General features: G+C 44.5%; 14 protein-coding genes. 2 read left to right on the plus strand and 12 right to left on the minus strand.

The window, feature by feature from the left end:
* Positions 1-48 precede the first annotated feature (48 nt).
* From ABXT60_RS10995 to ABXT60_RS11035, 9 genes are all read right to left on the minus strand, one after another.
* A complete protein-coding gene (locus ABXT60_RS10995) occupies positions 49-717 on the minus strand; it encodes a TetR family transcriptional regulator C-terminal domain-containing protein (RefSeq protein ID WP_443630191.1) in 669 nt (222 codons plus the stop codon).
* Between the two features lie 231 nt (positions 718-948).
* Complete coding sequence (gene phoR, locus ABXT60_RS11000) at positions 949-2,244, minus strand: phosphate regulon sensor histidine kinase PhoR (RefSeq protein ID WP_443630192.1); 1,296 nt, start codon at positions 2,242-2,244, stop codon at positions 949-951.
* On the minus strand, positions 2,231-2,932 hold the full coding sequence (gene phoB, locus ABXT60_RS11005; RefSeq protein WP_443630193.1) for a phosphate regulon transcriptional regulator PhoB: 702 nt from the start codon (positions 2,930-2,932) through the stop codon (positions 2,231-2,233). Before phoB ends, phoR begins: the two co-directional genes overlap by 14 nt.
* 69 nt (positions 2,933-3,001) lie before the next feature.
* On the minus strand, positions 3,002-3,733 hold the full coding sequence (gene phoU, locus ABXT60_RS11010; RefSeq protein ID WP_443630194.1) for a phosphate signaling complex protein PhoU: 732 nt from the start codon (positions 3,731-3,733) through the stop codon (positions 3,002-3,004).
* Between the two features lie 19 nt (positions 3,734-3,752).
* Positions 3,753-4,517, minus strand: coding sequence for a phosphate ABC transporter ATP-binding protein PstB (gene pstB, locus ABXT60_RS11015; RefSeq protein WP_443632102.1), 765 nt, complete (start codon positions 4,515-4,517; stop codon positions 3,753-3,755).
* A gap of 78 nt (positions 4,518-4,595) precedes the next feature.
* Positions 4,596-6,272 (minus strand): phosphate ABC transporter permease PstA, encoded by a 1,677-nt coding sequence (gene pstA, locus ABXT60_RS11020; RefSeq protein ID WP_443630195.1) that lies wholly within the window; start codon positions 6,270-6,272, stop codon positions 4,596-4,598.
* A 12-nt stretch (positions 6,273-6,284) separates the two neighbouring features.
* The gene (locus ABXT60_RS11025; RefSeq protein ID WP_443630196.1) at positions 6,285-8,561 is read right to left on the minus strand and encodes an ABC transporter permease subunit; all 2,277 of its coding nucleotides are present in this window, start codon (positions 8,559-8,561) and stop codon (positions 6,285-6,287) included.
* Positions 8,562-8,710: 149 nt separating this feature from the next.
* Positions 8,711-9,685 carry a PstS family phosphate ABC transporter substrate-binding protein gene (locus ABXT60_RS11030; RefSeq protein WP_443630197.1) on the minus strand — a complete coding sequence of 325 codons (975 nt, stop codon included), beginning with the start codon at positions 9,683-9,685 and terminating at the stop codon, positions 8,711-8,713.
* A 92-nt stretch (positions 9,686-9,777) separates the two neighbouring features.
* Positions 9,778-9,912, minus strand: coding sequence for a hypothetical protein (locus tag ABXT60_RS11035; RefSeq protein ID WP_443630198.1), 135 nt, complete (start codon positions 9,910-9,912; stop codon positions 9,778-9,780).
* A 190-nt stretch (positions 9,913-10,102) separates the two neighbouring features.
* On the opposite strand from ABXT60_RS11035, the gene ABXT60_RS11040 reads away from it, so the two are divergent.
* Positions 10,103-10,978: a DMT family transporter gene (locus tag ABXT60_RS11040; protein ID WP_443630199.1), complete on the plus strand. Its 876-nt coding sequence runs from the start codon at positions 10,103-10,105 to the stop codon at positions 10,976-10,978.
* A gap of 138 nt (positions 10,979-11,116) precedes the next feature.
* Positions 11,117-12,007, plus strand: coding sequence for a DMT family transporter (locus tag ABXT60_RS11045; RefSeq protein ID WP_443630200.1), 891 nt, complete (start codon positions 11,117-11,119; stop codon positions 12,005-12,007).
* A 27-nt stretch (positions 12,008-12,034) separates the two neighbouring features.
* Here the strand turns inward: ABXT60_RS11045 and ABXT60_RS11050 are convergent, their stop codons facing one another.
* The 3 genes from ABXT60_RS11050 to ABXT60_RS11060 are packed head-to-tail and all read right to left on the minus strand — an operon-like array spanning position 12,035 to position 16,549.
* Positions 12,035-12,856 (minus strand): 3-keto-5-aminohexanoate cleavage protein, encoded by an 822-nt coding sequence (locus ABXT60_RS11050; protein ID WP_443630201.1) that lies wholly within the window; start codon positions 12,854-12,856, stop codon positions 12,035-12,037.
* The gene (locus tag ABXT60_RS11055; protein WP_443630202.1) at positions 12,853-14,193 is read right to left on the minus strand and encodes an aspartate aminotransferase family protein; all 1,341 of its coding nucleotides are present in this window, start codon (positions 14,191-14,193) and stop codon (positions 12,853-12,855) included. The genes ABXT60_RS11050 and ABXT60_RS11055 overlap by 4 nt, the downstream gene beginning before the upstream one ends.
* Positions 14,186-16,549 (minus strand): TRAP transporter permease, encoded by a 2,364-nt coding sequence (locus ABXT60_RS11060; protein ID WP_443630203.1) that lies wholly within the window; start codon positions 16,547-16,549, stop codon positions 14,186-14,188. Before ABXT60_RS11060 ends, ABXT60_RS11055 begins: the two co-directional genes overlap by 8 nt.
* Between the last annotated feature and the right edge of the window lie 29 nt (positions 16,550-16,578).

Consider the following 16,578-nt stretch of genomic DNA (forward strand, 5'->3'; position numbering starts at 1 on the left):
TAGCTTTAGTGAAGCATTAGAGGGCATAAACTCCCATTATTAGGTTGGCTATAAGCGAGATTTTAGGTTCAGCCCACGCACAAGAACTTCAATGGCATAGTGGGTTGCTGGGGGATATATTTCGCTATCGTAGTCGTTAGGTTTAACCACAGCAGAGATTTGTGACTCAAAGTCAGCATAGGTCTGTGTCAAAGCCCAAATCATAAAAAACACATGCGCAGGTTCTATCTGAGCCATAAGCCCTTCACGTTGCCACTGTAAAAAAACATGGCCTTTTTGCTTAACCCAAGTATGTAACTCAGTCTGCAAGAAGTTTCCGATGACTGGAGCGCCTGCCATAATTTCCATAGCAATGAGGCGTGATGCCTCTGGGTATTGTTGTGACAGCTGCATCTTGTTTGTAATATATTCAGTAATGACATCAATGGGTTGATCCTGGCTATGTAAATCACCAAGCGAACCCAACCAACGCCTTAAAACTCTAACGATAACAAATTGATACAACTCTTTCTTTGTTTTGAAGTAATACAGCATGTTAGTTTTTGACATGCCTGCTGCTTTTGCAATCTCATCAATTCGAGCACCTGAAAACCCTTTGCGTGAAAAAACTGTTAACGCCGCTTCAAGTACTTTTTGTTGATTTTTTTCGCCAATAGATCCCGCTTTAAAGCGACTCGATGGCTCAGACGGAAGGGTATAGGTAGAAAGAGTATTCATGTAAAGAAAACAGCCCTGCTGCTAGGTTAATCTAGGAGATTAAGATACATGCTTGTCGCGGAACTGACAAGGTTATAGGGTCTAAAAAAGCCGTAGTTTATCTGTCACTGTTTGCTGGTGGAAAGGGCGATCGGCTTATTAGGCTGCGCATGAGTAATTATGAACTATTAACCGATTGATGCACCCATAGGCTGGCACCCGCTCCTATAGTCAGGATAATCAATAAGTGGGTTAATGCAAATCCTTATCTGGGCTAGGGAATATACAGGTGAAACAACTTCCTCGGCCTTCTTGTGAGGTAATATTTAAGCTCCCTTTATGACGCAGCATAATGCGCTTCGCAATGGCCAAACCCAAGCCTGTTCCACCACTTGCAGAAGCACGGCTGTGGTCAACACGATAAAAACGCTCTGTTAATCGCGATAAGTGCTCCTGGCAAATACCAATACCATCATCGAGTACTGTCAAACACAGCCCGTCGTCAGTTTCGTGCCAAGTAATGTCTATATTCCCTCCATTTTGAGTATATTTAACAGCATTTAACACTAAGTTGATCAACACACTGTATATCTCTTGCTCGGCTCCCATCACATGTTTGTGAGTTTCAAGGTGTCGATTTATAGTCAGTTGCTTGTTTAATTTTGCAGCCGATGCTTGAGCTTCATCACAAGCCTGCTTGAGCAGCACTGCCATATCGTTATGGACCACCTCAGGCTGACTGTCACTGCCTTCCAAACGGGATAGAAGCAAGAGGTCTTGCACCAAATTAGTCATGCGCTGGGTTTGGACTAACATACGCATATGTGCCTTTTGTATAGTGGCATCTAATTCTGGGTGGTGCAGCTGAAAGGTTTCCAAGTAACCGTGAATGACAGTTAAAGGTGTGCGAAGTTCATGGGACACATTACCAATAAAATCTTGCCGCATACGTTCAAGTTTTTGGCTATCAGTAATATCTCGCATGATCAAAAGGCGATCACCCTTAGCAAATTCAGTCACAGCTATCTCTAATGTTTGCTCAGCATGCACTGGTGATTGAACACATATTGGGTGAGTAAAATCCGCTTTCTGGTAATAGCTAAAAAAGTCTGGCTTGCGCAAGAAATGCAGCAGAGGCGCACCTCGGTCCTGTTTATTTTTTAGGCCTAGCATTTTTCGTGCTGCAACATTCCACCATTCTAGTGCACCACTGGCATCAACGGTTACCACGCCCTCACCCAGTGCGTTAGCCGTTTTTTGTATGCGCAAAATGGCTGTGGTTAATTCTTGCTGAGATTTAAAGTGTTTAATCTGTAACTCAGTAATTTGGTCAAATACCCTCCCCCACACTCCCTGGGCATCAGGCAACTCTGCTTGCTTGTCATAACTATTTAGCCACTCAGTGAGTTGCTTTAGTTTATGGGTTTGGTAAAACCAAATAGCGCACAGACCACCCGCAAAAGCCCAACCCGTTGACCATAAGGTTGCTGCCAAAGTAGCACTTGAAGCGATGGCAATGTAAACCCAAACCACACTAGCCTTGTTCATTAATTTTTGCAGAAAAACGATAGCCAGAACCCCGTACAGTTTGTACAAATAGCGCGTGCTGCTTGCCCAAAGCATTGCGTAATCGGCGAATATGGACGTCTACAGTGCGTTCGTCTATGTATACATTCCTGCCCCAGACATTATCCAGTAGCTGGCCTCTGCTATACACCCGCTCTGGGTGGTTCATAAAAAAAGTTAATAAGCGTGTTTCTGCTGGGCCAATAGTGATGGGCTGTTGTTTAATCATGACTCGCTGTGAAGCAGTATCTAGGCTTAAATCTTCCACTTGCAATTGGTTGTGCTCTAACTCCACACCTGTGCGGCGCATCACTGATTTAACCCTCGCTACTAGCTCACGTGGAGAAAAAGGCTTAGTAATGAAATCATCAGCTCCTGAATCTAAGCCAAGCACTTTATCTGCTTCTTCTTCGCGTGCTGTGAGCATAATGATGGGTAACTTAGCAGTCAATTCATCACGCTTTAAACGCCGAGCAAGCTCAATGCCACTGCCCATGGGTAACATCCAATCTAATAAGACTAAATCGGGCTTTAGATCGATAATTTTAACGTAGGCATGTTTTATGTTTTCAGCTTCAATGCATATGAAACCAGCCTTCTCTAATACCAACCGCAGTATCTCGCGGATATCTTCTTCATCTTCAACAATCAGTATTTTTTTTTGAGCCATGAGCGTCTTCTATGATTCACTAGGGAAAGGTTAATGTGTCAAATAATTTCAAGTCATTGAGTTACTAAATTATTCATGCTTATGCATATCAAGAGTGGCGTGCATCTGCGCCACCGAACTGTGACTCACATTAATACCTTTTACCAGATAAATTAGGTGCTGGGCTACATTTTGCGCATGATCCCCTACTCGCTCTAGGCTGCGCAAAATCCAAATAATGTGCATGCTTTGTTTAATCGTTTGTGGCTCTTCCATCATATGTGTCACTAAGGCGCGCATTGCAAACTTGTATTCTTGATCAACAGCGTCATCACGTTTGGCTACTTGGTAGGCTAAGTCTGCATCATAACGAGCAAAGGCAGTCAGTGCATCGCTCACCATGGTAGCAACCAAATCACTGATATGTCTAACCTGTGCATAGCCTTCGCCTGGAAATCCTTGAGTTAACTTCTTAGAACTATTGGCAATTCGACAAATTTCATCACCCATGCGCTCTAAATCTGCTACAGCTTTACTGATGGCTATTACCAAACGTAAATCGCTGGCTGCGGGCTGGCGCCGAGCAATAATATGCGTGCACTGTTCATCCAAGCGCATTTCCATAATGTTAATTTTGTCATCTGCTTTAATGGCGTTTTGCAGCAGTTCTGTGTCACCCACTTTTAGACCCTCAATGGCATCTTTTAGCTGTTGCTCTATGAGCCCACCCATCGTCATTAAATGCGTAAGAATTTCATCCAATTCAGTATTAAACTGCTGCGATATATGGCCAGCATGCCCATCTTTATTAGTAATATTCATATTAAATTCCTTAACAGCCCTAACCGTAGCGGCCAGTAATATAATCTTCTGTTTGCTTTTGTACTGGGTTAGTAAATAATTGGTCAGTGGTGCCAAATTCGATCAAGTCACCCATATACATAAAAGCGGTATAGTCTGAAACGCGAGCTGCCTGTTGCATATTATGAGTCACTATAACGATCGTGAAATCCTTCTTTAGCTCATGTATCAGCTCTTCAATTTTTAACGTTGAAATAGGGTCTAAGGACGATGCAGGTTCGTCTAATAATAGAATTTCTGGCTTCACAGCAATAGTCCGAGCGATGACCAGCCTTTGTTGCTGGCCACCAGACATGCCTAAGGCGCTTTCGTGAAGACGGTCTTTAACTTCATCCCATAGGGCGGCTGATTTTAGTGCCCACTCCACAGTTTCGCTTATTAAGCGCTTCTTTTTAATGCCCTGAATACGCAGGCCATAAGCCACATTTTCAAAAATACTCTTGGGGAACGGGTTAGGTTTTTGAAAAACCATGCCTACCCTTCGTCGAAGCTCAGCTACATCTACACCCTTTGCGTATATATTTTCTTTATCAAGGGTTATTTGACCATCAATGCTGCATGAATCGACTAAGTCATTCATACGATTAAAGCACCGCAGCAAAGTTGATTTACCACAGCCACTGGGGCCAATAAAGGCAGTCACTCGATTACGGGGGATCTGCATATTGACACTATTTAAAGCCCTCTTACCACCATAGTACAAATTCAACCCATTCACCTCTACAGCAATGCGCTCTTGCTCCATGCGTAATCCCTGGGGGGCATTAATGGCTAAACTAAAGTTGGTCTTGTGCTCAGCATGCATCATATTTACTCTCATTAATTAACTCTCCAAAGCCTTATATTTTTCTCGTAGACGGTTACGAAGAGCCACTGCAGACAAATTTAATAGGGCAATAACCAACACCAGCAAAAAGGCAGTTGCATAGACCAAGGGTCTTGCTGCTTCTACATTTGGGCTTTGAAAACCCACGTCATAAATATGAAACCCCAGATGCATAAACTTTTGGTCCAAGTGCAAGTAGGGGTAGTTGCCGTCCAACGGCAAAGAAGGGGCTAATTTAACAACGCCTACAAGCATCAAGGGCGCAACCTCTCCTGCGGCACGTGCCACAGCTAAAATAACACCTGTCATTATTGCCGGACTCGCCATTGGCAACACTATTCGCCATAGCGTTTCAGACTTGGTGGCACCTAAAGCTAGGCTACCTTCACGCACCGCACGTGGAATACGCGACAAGCCCTCTTCTGTAGCAACAATAACTACAGGAACAGTTAATAGGGCCAAGGTTAGCGATGCCCACAGTAAACCTGGGGTACCAAAAGTAGGCGCCGGGGCTGCAGCAGCAAAAAATAATTCATCTATATTGCCACCCAAAAAATAGATAAAGAAACCCAAGCCAAATACCCCATAAACAATAGAAGGTACGCCTGCCAGGTTGTTAACGGCTATGCGAATAATTCGTGTAATTAAGCCTTGCTTGGCATACTCACGTAAATACACTGCTGCCACCACACCAATCGGTGTCACCATAACTGACATCAGCAGCACCATGAGTACAGTGCCAAAAATAGCTGGAAAAACACCCCCTTCGGTATTGGCTTCGCGTGGTTCTGTGCTTACAAATTCCCATATTTTTGACATATAAAAGTTAACTTTTGCCATGTTAGTCATACCGTTTGGACGGTATGCACGCACTACTTTTGATAAATTAATTTCTATTTGTGTGCCAGACATAGTTTCTGCAATCATGCTATCTCGCTCAAACGCTGCATAGAGGTCTATCAGTTGTTGCTGCAAGCCTGTATATCGTCTATCTAACTGCCTTCGTTCAGCCTCAAGTTCTGCCTGCAGTAAAGGGGTTAATTGGTTTTCTAATTCAAGGCTACGATTTTTTAGCCGCAAGCGCTCCATGCCATGGTTAATTTCTCCTATGGCTCCTTTTTCAATCGCTTGAATGTCGTCATAAATATTTAAGCTACGCTTCACACGCTCTTGCATCAGCTGCCACATTTCCTGATCAGCTTGCTTACCTTGTTCTGCGACCACTGTTCCAGCCTGTTTTATAGCCACTAGTCGACCATAAAAGTTACCCCATTCGCGCCGTTCAAGAGCCATTATCTCTTGTGGGTAGGTGATCTGGCGTAAGCTTTGTTCTAGCACCCAAACAAAGTCCGCCCTGGTAACATCTCTATTACCTGTTTTTATGAGCAAGCGTTTAGCACTTTCCTGACTTGCTGGAAGCACAACACCTGAGCCACGCAGCTGTTCCGCGCTAACCAGTTCGTCATCAACAATACTGCCAATTAAACTCGTGCTTTGCTCCTGCCCCTGCACTTGCGCCTGTAATATTGGCGCAGGCCAGAAATGTCCTAAGCCACGCACGGCAATTAGCGCCAGCACACCCACTACCATGATGACATTAATAGATACAGCTGCGCCGTTAAGCCAAATCCAAGGCAAACCGCTAGCGAACCATTGTTTTATACCAATTCTCATTATTCGTAACTCTTACAGTGAACCGTATTTTTGTCGCAACCGTTGGCGCACAACTTCGGCTAACGTATTAACAATAAAGGTAAAGGCAAACAAAACTAAAGCAGCTAAAAATAATATTCTAAAGTGAGACCCACCCACTTCTGATTCTGGCATTTCAACCGCAATGTTAGCCGCCAAGGTACGCATACCCTCAAAAATATTCATGTCCATAATAGGGGTGTTACCTGTGGCCATTAAAACGATCATGGTTTCTCCAACTGCACGCCCCATACCAATCATTACCGCTGAAAAAATACCCGGACTTGCTGTGGGTATCACTACGCGAGTGAGGGTCTGCCAAGATGTTGCTCCAAGGGCCAAACTACCCTGGCTTAGATGTTTTGGCACACTAAAAATAGCATCTTCAGTAATAGAAAAAATAGTAGGAATGACAGCAAATCCCATAGCAATGCCTACCACCAGAGCGTTGCGTTGATCGTAATTAATCCCTAAATCTTCGCTCACCCATTGGCGCATATTACCACCAAATAAACTCGCCTCTAGGCCATCACTAATAGGCATAGACAGCCAAGCCAAACCAAGCACTATAGGAATAATAAGCAACACATCCCAACCTTCAGGAAGCTGGCACCAAGCTTCTTTAGGCACCTGCGCCCATAGGTATGCAAAAACTAAGGTGCCCAAAGGCACCACTACTAGTAAGGTAAACACGCTCGCCAAATTTGTTTCTACAAAAGGGGCTAACCACAGGCCAGCCAAAAAACCCAGAATAACTGTGGGTAATGCTTCCATTAACTCAATTAATGGTTTCACTTTACGACGCATTGCAGGAGCCATAAAATAAGCCGTATAGATCGCACCACAAATCGCCAAAGGGGTTGCCATCAGCATGGCGTAAAAAGCCGATTTTAAGGTGCCAAAAGCCAATGGCATAAGACTGTATTTTGGCTCAAAGTCGTTAGATGCGGCTGAGGACTGCCAAATGTACTTAGGGTTTTCATAACCTTCGTACCAAATTTTGTGCCACAACGCTTTCCAAGATGTATCTGGATGCTTGTTTTCTACTTTCCAAAAACTCAACTGCCCTGAGTCATTCTCTACCAACATGGCATTCGCGCGAGGCGACATAGCCATAAAATGAATGGGCTCTTGCGTGAGCTTTTCCCTATGTACCTGAACTCCCGCAGAGGCACTAAACAATGCCACATTTCCATTGATATCTGCAGAAGTAAAACTGCGGCGGCGGTGTTCCATAGCCAATATCTGAGCACCTTGTTGTTGTGCAAAATCGCGTATATGCCTCAAAGTCCATTGGTTTTCTTCATCTCGCACCATAAACCATTGGCTAATGGCGCCACTTACATCAGCCACAGTTAGGGTTGACCCACCTAGCAGTAACTGAGCATCACTTAGCGCATAATTAGACAGTTTATGCACCGCATGTAAACGTGGTTTTTCTAGGTTACGCAGATCCAAAATCGTTAAGTTAGCATCCTGATCAATGGCCATTAACCAACGTTGATCAGGGGAAAGTAGTAGCTTAAATGGCATAGAGCTCAAAGCAGGTAACTCATATACTTCCTCACTCACTTCCAGAATTTCGGTAATAAAGTTTTGCTCTTTGCTTAATTTAATCAATGACAGTTGGCGATTAGCATTTGCTGCCACAATGATGAGAGCCTCTTCTGCATCCCTAATTGCCAACACCATAGGTTCACCAAAGCCTGCAGGCAGATCAATGGCTTTTTTGCCATAGGGATAAAGCAAACTTGGGGTGATTAGGCGTTCATCATTAGGATATGTGATGTCGTAGTCTGGCTTTGCCACTAGAATTTCGCCCTGTTTGCTGGCTACCACAAATAATCGACTAACATTGCTATTTAACGCAAACGCACTAATTGTGCCCGGCTCACTAAAGGCTAGTTTATCAGTAGCCTTTATGCGCCCATCTTCAGTGGCAAAAAAATAGACACCAGCGTCACTAGATAGTTTAAAGCCCACCTCATTTTGCTCCTCAACACCTAAATGCAAGCTAGGTAAGCTTGGGCCCACGCTATAGGTGCTGTACTGCTCGTTCCATGGGCTAATGCTAGCCCCCTTAAATAAGGGGACTACCTCATAAGTCAGGTACACAAAAATGAGCAGAATAGCCACGATGACGCTCATACCCCCTATGCCAACAAACATAGTAGTAAGGCGGTCTTTCATAGCCCTTAGCTTACGGTATCGTCGTAAGGCTGGGGTGTTAAAGTCTAGTTTTGGAGCAATTATAGATGTCTTTTCATTCATGCTGGCTAGTCTAATGGGCCTATATGACAGCAATATGACAAGCTTGTCATATTAGCGTAAATCTATTTTTTAACAGGCATTAAAAAGGGCCTGCTCTTTGCTGAGCAGGCCCTTGTGGCTCTCACTTATATAACAACCTAACGTTGAGGTTAGTTTAATCCAAGCTCATTAAGGTACTTTTCTACCACCTTAAGGGGTAGTGGGATATAACCATCTTTCACCACAACCTCTTGGCCAGCCTTAGACATGACAAGCTTAACAAACTCGCGTTCTAGCGGAGATAGGCCATAGTTAGGTGCTTTATTAACATATACGTATAGAAAGCGAGATAGTGGGTAAGTGCCATTCACTGCGTTAGCAGGCGTCGCTGCAACATAATCAGGGCCCTTTTTAGATATAGGGATGGCACGAACAGATGAGGTTTTATAGCCTATACCAGAATAGCCTATGCCATTTAATGATGTTGCCACTGACTGAACGACTGAAGCCGAACCTGGCTGTTCGTTCACAGAACTTTTGTAGTCCCCTTTGCAAAGTGCTTTTTTCTTAAAGTAACCATAGGTGCCAGATACAGAATTGCGTCCATAAATTTGAATGTCTTGGTTACCTAGAGCACCCATAACACCCACCTGTTTCCATTTTACGATGTCTGCTTCGCCACCACATTTTCGGGTTGCAGAAAAAATAGCATCAACATCGGCAATCTGCATCCCTTGAACCGGGTTATCTTTGTTAACAAACACAGCTAAAGCATCTATAGCAACCGGAATAGCTGTAGGTTTATAACCATACTTGGCCTCAAAGGCCTGTAGCTCATTATCCTTCATCTTGCGGCTCATAGGCCCCAAATTAGAGGTGCCTTCAGTTAACCCTGGAGGCGCAGTAGAGGAGCCAGCGGCCTGAATCTGGATATTAACATTAGGGTAGTTACGCTTAAACTCTTCCGCCCAAAGAGTCATTAGGTTGGCAAGGGTGTCAGAACCCACGGAAGATAAGTTCCCTGATACTCCGCTAACTCTTTTATAAGTTGGCAGGTTGGGATCTAACAAGTCAGATGCAAGCGCGGTAACTGAAAGGGTGCTAGCAACTAACGTTAGGGCAGTTAAAAACTTCTTGGCTTTCATAGTTTACTCCTAAGATTTAAATACAGTTCGAATTAGGGGCTATTCTAGAAGCAGAATGTGACAAGCAGATGACACATAACATAATGTTAGCGTTAACCACAGGGCTGAGGCGTAGGTTGGCCTACCTTAACTGTCATAATAAGGCCTAAGGTGCCTTGGTGCCATGGCGCATTAACCACATCGGGCATAATAGTGTCAGCTGCTTTAATGCAAACTGAGATCAACAATCACAGCCTGGTCCCCATAAGTAATCACCAGTTATTTGGCTATGGGTATATTATTACCCCACACTCATCTCACCCACAGGTACATTTTCCAATGCAGTGGTTACAAACTTATGGAGACTCACTTTAACTAGTGATATCAGTGAAAAAACTAGCTATAGTGAGCGATCATTTTTTCACCATAGTTTGTCATATGCCTAGCAAGTCAGAAAATATCACCGGCATGTTATTCATGACCCTATCCATGGCGTCATTCACTCTAGCCGACCTAACCTTAAAATGGGCTTGTGAAATCCTTCCTACGGGGCAGGTCATGTTTATTTTGGGCTTGGGTTGCTGTGGTCTGTTTTGGTCTATCGCAAAACGGAAGCACGAAAAGGTGTTAACTCGTCAATTTTTTATGCCCGCGGTGTTACTGAGAACAGTGGGTGAAGGCGTTGCGGTGATATTCATTTTTCTAGCTCTCATCCACTCGGCGTTTACTTCCGTAGCTGCTATTTTACAAACCCTGCCGTTATTAATGACTTTAATTTCATTTGTATTTTTAGGCGAAAAAGTGGGTATACATCGCCTTTTAGCGGTGATCATTGGGTTTACTGGGGTATTACTTATCATTCGGCCTGGTGCAGACAGCTTTGATGTATTTTCCCTTTACGCAGTACTGGCAGTCATCGGTATGGCTATGCGCGATGTAGGTTCACGCTTATCGCCAGTCACTATTTCTGCTTCTATGCTGGCACTCTATGGCTCTATGACGTTTGTGCTTATTGGCTTAGTTATGATGTGGTTTGGAGGAGTGAAAGCACCTTCGATAGAGGCTAGTGGTTATCTGATAGGTATGATTTTATTTGCTTCCAGTGGCAGCTATTACGCCACTAAAGCGATGCGCTCTGGAGAAATCTCAATTATTAGTCCATTACGTTACACGCGATTATTATTTGGCATGATGGTAGGCGTATTTATTCTTAATGAAAAAGTAGACCAATATATGCTTTTGGGTTCAGCCATTGTGGTTACCGCAGGGCTTTATGTTTTGTTTAGAGAACAACTCCATAGAAGACAAGGGTAGTTAATTATATTGTGACGCCAAAATTCATCGTTTTTAACTATCTAAAACCCTAAAAACCCACACTAACGCGATCGCAGCAAACGAGTTAAAAAGATTGTAATATAAGGCCACCAGCCAAAATAGGGCTTACCTATAGCAATGCACTACCACCGCACACTAGTGTCAGACCTTCACAAAGGCGCCCTGCTCATTCTCTTGTCTGAGCTGGCATTAGTACTAACAGGGGTGATGATTCACGAACTTGCTAAACAGGTACCCATAGAAGTACTGGTGTTGGCTCGCAACGCCATAGGTTTATCATTCTTTGTACCTTGGTTATTGCGCAATGGGAGGCGTTCCATAGCCACGACGCAGTTGCCACTGCACTTAGTGCGGTCCCTTGTTGGAATCGCAGCCATGTACTGCCTGTTTTATTCTTGGGCACATTTACCCCTAGCCCAAGCAGCCCTGCTTAAACAAACAGCGCCTTTATTTATTCCTATTGTGGGGTTTATTTGGCTTAAAGAACGTATTACTGGTTGGACAGTGATGGCTATTTTAGTGGGTTTTATTGGCATTTGGGTCGTTCTTAACCCCGAAGGTCATACTCAAGTACCCTGGGTAGCTTTACTAGCTATTTTTGGCGCCTCATTAGGAGCCACCGCTAAAGTAGTGGTACGCAAACTAACACTAACCCAAAGCAGCATCTTAATTGTGTTTTATCTTTCCTTATTTAATACCTTATTTTCCTTAATACCTGCTTTATTGGCTTGGGACACCCCTAGCCTTTGGTTATTAATGGGTATGGTATTAATGGCAGGTTTTGCTACTCTGGCACAGCTACTTTTGAGCAAGGGTTACCGATACGCAGCTGCAGGAGAACTGGGAAGCTTTACCTATGGTTCTGTAATTTTTGCTGGTTTACTAGGTTGGCTTTTATGGGATGAGCTGATTACTTTTGAGGCGATGTTCGGTATGGCTCTGGTAGTCGTTTCTGGCGTGATCGTGGTGTTAGGATCGATTAAGGAAAACGTATCAAAAAAATTGTAAGCTTTACTAAACTATAGTTGCACTTAATTAGTTCCTCACCCCTAGGATTAGCTTAGCTTCATGTGCACTGGCTAAGGGCCGGCCCTGACTTTGGGCGTAGCTAACCACTTGAGCCACTAAGGTATGGTTATTGGCAGCAAGTTCACCTGAAGGTAGCCACAAATTATTTTCGAATCCAACCCTAGCATGGCCACCAAAATCGATCGCGTTGGTAATGCAGGAATGTTCGTTTTGACCAAAAGCGCAAGCAAACCACGTACGACGTTTTTCAGCTTCCATGAACTCATTTAAGTCTGAAGGCTGGGCCTGTAAGTTTTCTCGGTAACGGCCAAGTACGTAGAGGACACAAGCTGTTTTTTCAGGCAATACACCTGCATGTTGTAGTTCATTTAAATGGTTTAAGTCTGCAGCATCGTAAAGAATAATCTGCAACTGCACCTGAGCCTCCTCAGCCCAGCTAAAAAAGTGTTTCGCCACAGTCTCACTGGCAAAGGTTGGAACCAACTCACGCAACGCAACACTGGCCATTTTAGGCCGCAGTTTGGTCACTAGGTCTATTTGTTGCTGAGTACTGTATTGCCCCACCGCTTCAGTAGTAATTTGTACTAGCATATCTGGCACTTGGTGTGCCATTTCAGCTAACAATTCTTGGTAAATGCCCACATCTAAGCTGTGTTTTCCTTGCTTATCACGAATATGGGCATGCAATATACACGCTCCTACTTGCTGGCAAGCTAATGCTGCATTGACCGTTTGCTCAATAGTCAATGGTAAATGAGGGTGATCCCGGTTATTGCGTCTTGCGCCATTGGGTGCCACCATAACCATCAAGGGCAATTGCTTACTCAATTGGCTAATACCTCGTTAATTGACTGCCCTAGCTTGGCTACTAGTTCGTCTATTTGGGGTTCACTAATAATAAAAGGTGGGGCCAAAAGAATATGGTCGCCTTGCACACCATCAATCGTGCCCGCCATAGGGTAACAAACTAATCCAGCCTCAAAAGCGGCCTTTTTGATTTTCCCCGCAGTACCTAGGCTTGGCAGCAGAGGCGCTTTAGTAGAACGATCTGAAACCAATTCTATGCCCTGAAATAAACCAAGGCCGCGAATATCACCCACATTAGGATGCCCTTCAAACATATCACCTAATGCACCATGCAAATACTCTCCACGCCTTACTACTTGATCTAGTAGACCCTCATTCAGTATTTTGTGGGTCACGGCCAATGCTGCTGCACAGGCGATGGGGTGACCCATGTAGGTATAACCATGTTGGAATAAACCACTGCCTTGGGCTACAGCTTGATATATTTTATCACTAGCGAGCATGGCCCCAATAGGCTGATACCCAGCACCTAAACCCTTGGCCAAACACAAGAGATCTGGGACTACACCATCATGCTCACAGGCAAATAACTTACCGATACGGCCCATGCCACACATAACCTCGTCTAAGATCAATAGCACACCATATTGATCACATATTTCTCGGATGCGGGTAAAATAACCCGCTACGGCAGGCACCGCACCCATAGTGGCTCCCACAACAGGCTCTGCTACAAAGGCCATGACGTTCCCGGCCCCAATGGTTAAAATTTCTTGCTCTAACTCGTTGGCAACTCGCAAGCCATATTCAAGCTCTGTTTCACCCTGCTGCTGATCACGATAAGCATAGCAGGGAGCAATGTGGCTTACTTCCACTAACAAAGGGATAAAGGGTTGCCTGCGCCATTGATTACCACCCACGGCCAGAGCACCCAAGGTATTACCATGGTAACTCTGTCGCCTAGCAATCACTCGGCTACGCTTAGGCTGGCCAACCTCTAAAAAGTATTGCCGAGCAAGTTTTAAAGCAGATTCCACCGCCTCTGACCCGCCCGAGACAAGATACACTCGTTCCAAACCAGCTGGAGCATGCTGTATTAATAGTTGCGCCAGTTGCTCCGCAGGTTCTGAGGTAAAAAAACCAGTGTGGGCAAAAGCCATCTGATCTATTTGGGCTTTCATTGCATGGTTAACGTCCAAGTCGCCATGACCCAAACACGATACTGCAGCGCCACCCGAACCATCTAAATACTGTTTGCCCTGATGGTCTGTAATGTAACAGCCTTGACCGCTCACAGCTGTGGGGTTGTGCGCATGGCAGTGCCGATGAAAAACCTGACTTGATGTTGATTTAAGCACGTAAATCACCTCTACTTAAATTGGTACGCCTGCGGCGCTGGTTTAACCACACCAAGGCAATTAGCAAAAAGGCAGGCACAAAGGCCCATTCCCGCGGTGGCCGGTTTGAGGTCTGCACATCGACCGCGGTTACTTCGTCGTAGTAATCTATGCCTACTGCCTCAGCGGGGCTCAAATAGCTTAGATTTTGCACAACCCAACCTTCTTGCTCTTCATAAGCTAGGGTCATACCCAAGCTTTCAGCAGAAAAAGCGCCAGCAGAATTGGCTGGAAATGCAAATAACTTAAATCGATCACCATAGTTAGTATGGCGTGTCACATGCAGGCGCACTTTTTGCCCTTGATCCAACATCAGCTGGCCTCGAGTAAAGGTGTCAAACTTAACAGCTGCATATTCAGGCCAAATATGGCTCATAGCAGCGTTAGGTAAAAATAGCACCCAGGTGGCAAAGAGTAAGGCAGCACTTTCATACCAGCGATTGCGAATGAGTAACCAGCCTTGAGTGGCCGAGCTAAAACTTAAAATAGCAACCAAGGCCACCAAAAACACACTGATACCATGCCACCAGCTAGTCACCCCTATTAGCAGTAACTGTGGATTAAAGATAAATACAAAGGGTAAAATTGCGGTACGAATATCGTAGGCAAACGCCTGTATCCCAGTTTTAATGGGGTCAGCTCTAGAAATAGCAGAGGCCGCATAGGCGGCTAAACAAACGGGGGGAGTATCATCGGCAAGTAGACCAAAATAAAATACAAATAAATGCACAGCAATAATGGGTAAGGTTAGGCCTGCAGCACTGCCAAGCTCCACTAGAACCCCGGCCATTAATGAAGCCACCACTAAATAATTGGCAGTAGTTGGCAAACCAATACCAAGCACCAAACACAAGACTGCGGTGAGCCCTAGCAGCAGATATATGTTATTTCCAGCGATCGCTTCTACCAAACCTACCATCGCATTATTTAGGCCTGTAGATGACACAGCACCAACGATAATGCCTGCCGTTGCTACAGCAACACCTATAGTGATCATATTACGTGTGCCAGATATCATGCCCTGTATCACATCGATAACACCTGATCTAAAGCGCACAAAAACAGAATCATCAGCCTTGTTGGGTCGCCAAAAATGTTGCAATAGGATGATAGCCATCAGCAACAAAATGGAATAAAACACCGCACTGCCTGGAGTCCAGCGTTTTATCATCAGCAGGTAAACCAACACTATGATGGGTAATAAATAATGTAAACCACTCACAAAGGTATTCCACAGGTGTGGAATATCTGCCTTAGGCATGCCTTTTAAATTAAGTTTTAAAGCTTCCAGGTGAGAAATGTAGAGTAGTGCCATGTAGCTAATCAGTGCAGGAATAATGGCGGCTTTCACTACTTCCATATAACTGATACCAATATACTCTGCCATAATAAAGGCTGCGGCACCCATAATAGGCGGCATTAGTTGACCATTAGTAGAGGCAGCGACTTCAATGGCGCCCGCTTTGATAGCAGGCATACCCATTTTGCGCATTACTGGAATAGTAAAAGTACCCGTAGTCACTACATTAGCGATCGATGAGCCAGAAATAGTGCCCGTCATACCCGAGGCTAGTATTGCTGCTTTAGCGGGCCCACCGCGATAGCGACCCACCATAGCGAAAGCTAAATCTAAAAAATACTTACCTGCACCAGCTTTTTCTAGTAGAGCCCCAAACAGCACGAATAAGAATACAAAGCTAACTGACACATCAAGGGGGATGCCAAAAATAGCCTCGCCGCCCAACCAGTGGTAACCCACAAGCCGTTCTAAGGAAACACCTTTGTGAGAGATCAATTCGGGCATGGATTGACCGAAAACTGAATAAATTAAAAACACTAAACTTACAATGACTAAGGGCAAACCCAAGGCTCTTCGAGTTGCTTCAAGTAACAAGGCCACCCCCAACAAACCAATGATCATTTCCAGCGGCCAGTTAATGCCAAACCCGTTTATGTTGAGCAACATGCCATGGCGTTCCACAATATCTGTGTAAGCTAAGGGCACATACAAAGTTACCACTACGGCTAGAAGCGCCAATAGCAAGTCCCATTTGCCAACATAGTGGCGCCTGCGATGACTTTCTCTAGCGCCATAAAGCAAAAAACACAAAGACATAGCAAAGGCTAGATGAATGGCGCGCTTCGGCACATCAATTAAAATGCCCCAACCTAAACTAAAGGGTAAAGGCGACGCTATCCATAATTGGAATAAGCACCAAGACAAAGCAACTATAGAGACAAGTATGGCCCATGACCCTTGCAGGGGTTTGGACTTAAACTCAATCTCTTCAGCCAATAACTGAGGATCTGGAGTCATGATGAGGGCTCAAGTGTAATAATTAAAAC

Origin of the sequence: Candidatus Njordibacter sp. Uisw_056 (assembly GCF_047730085.1) — a bacterium.
Taxonomy (GTDB): Bacteria; Pseudomonadota; Gammaproteobacteria; order Pseudomonadales; family Balneatricaceae; genus Njordibacter.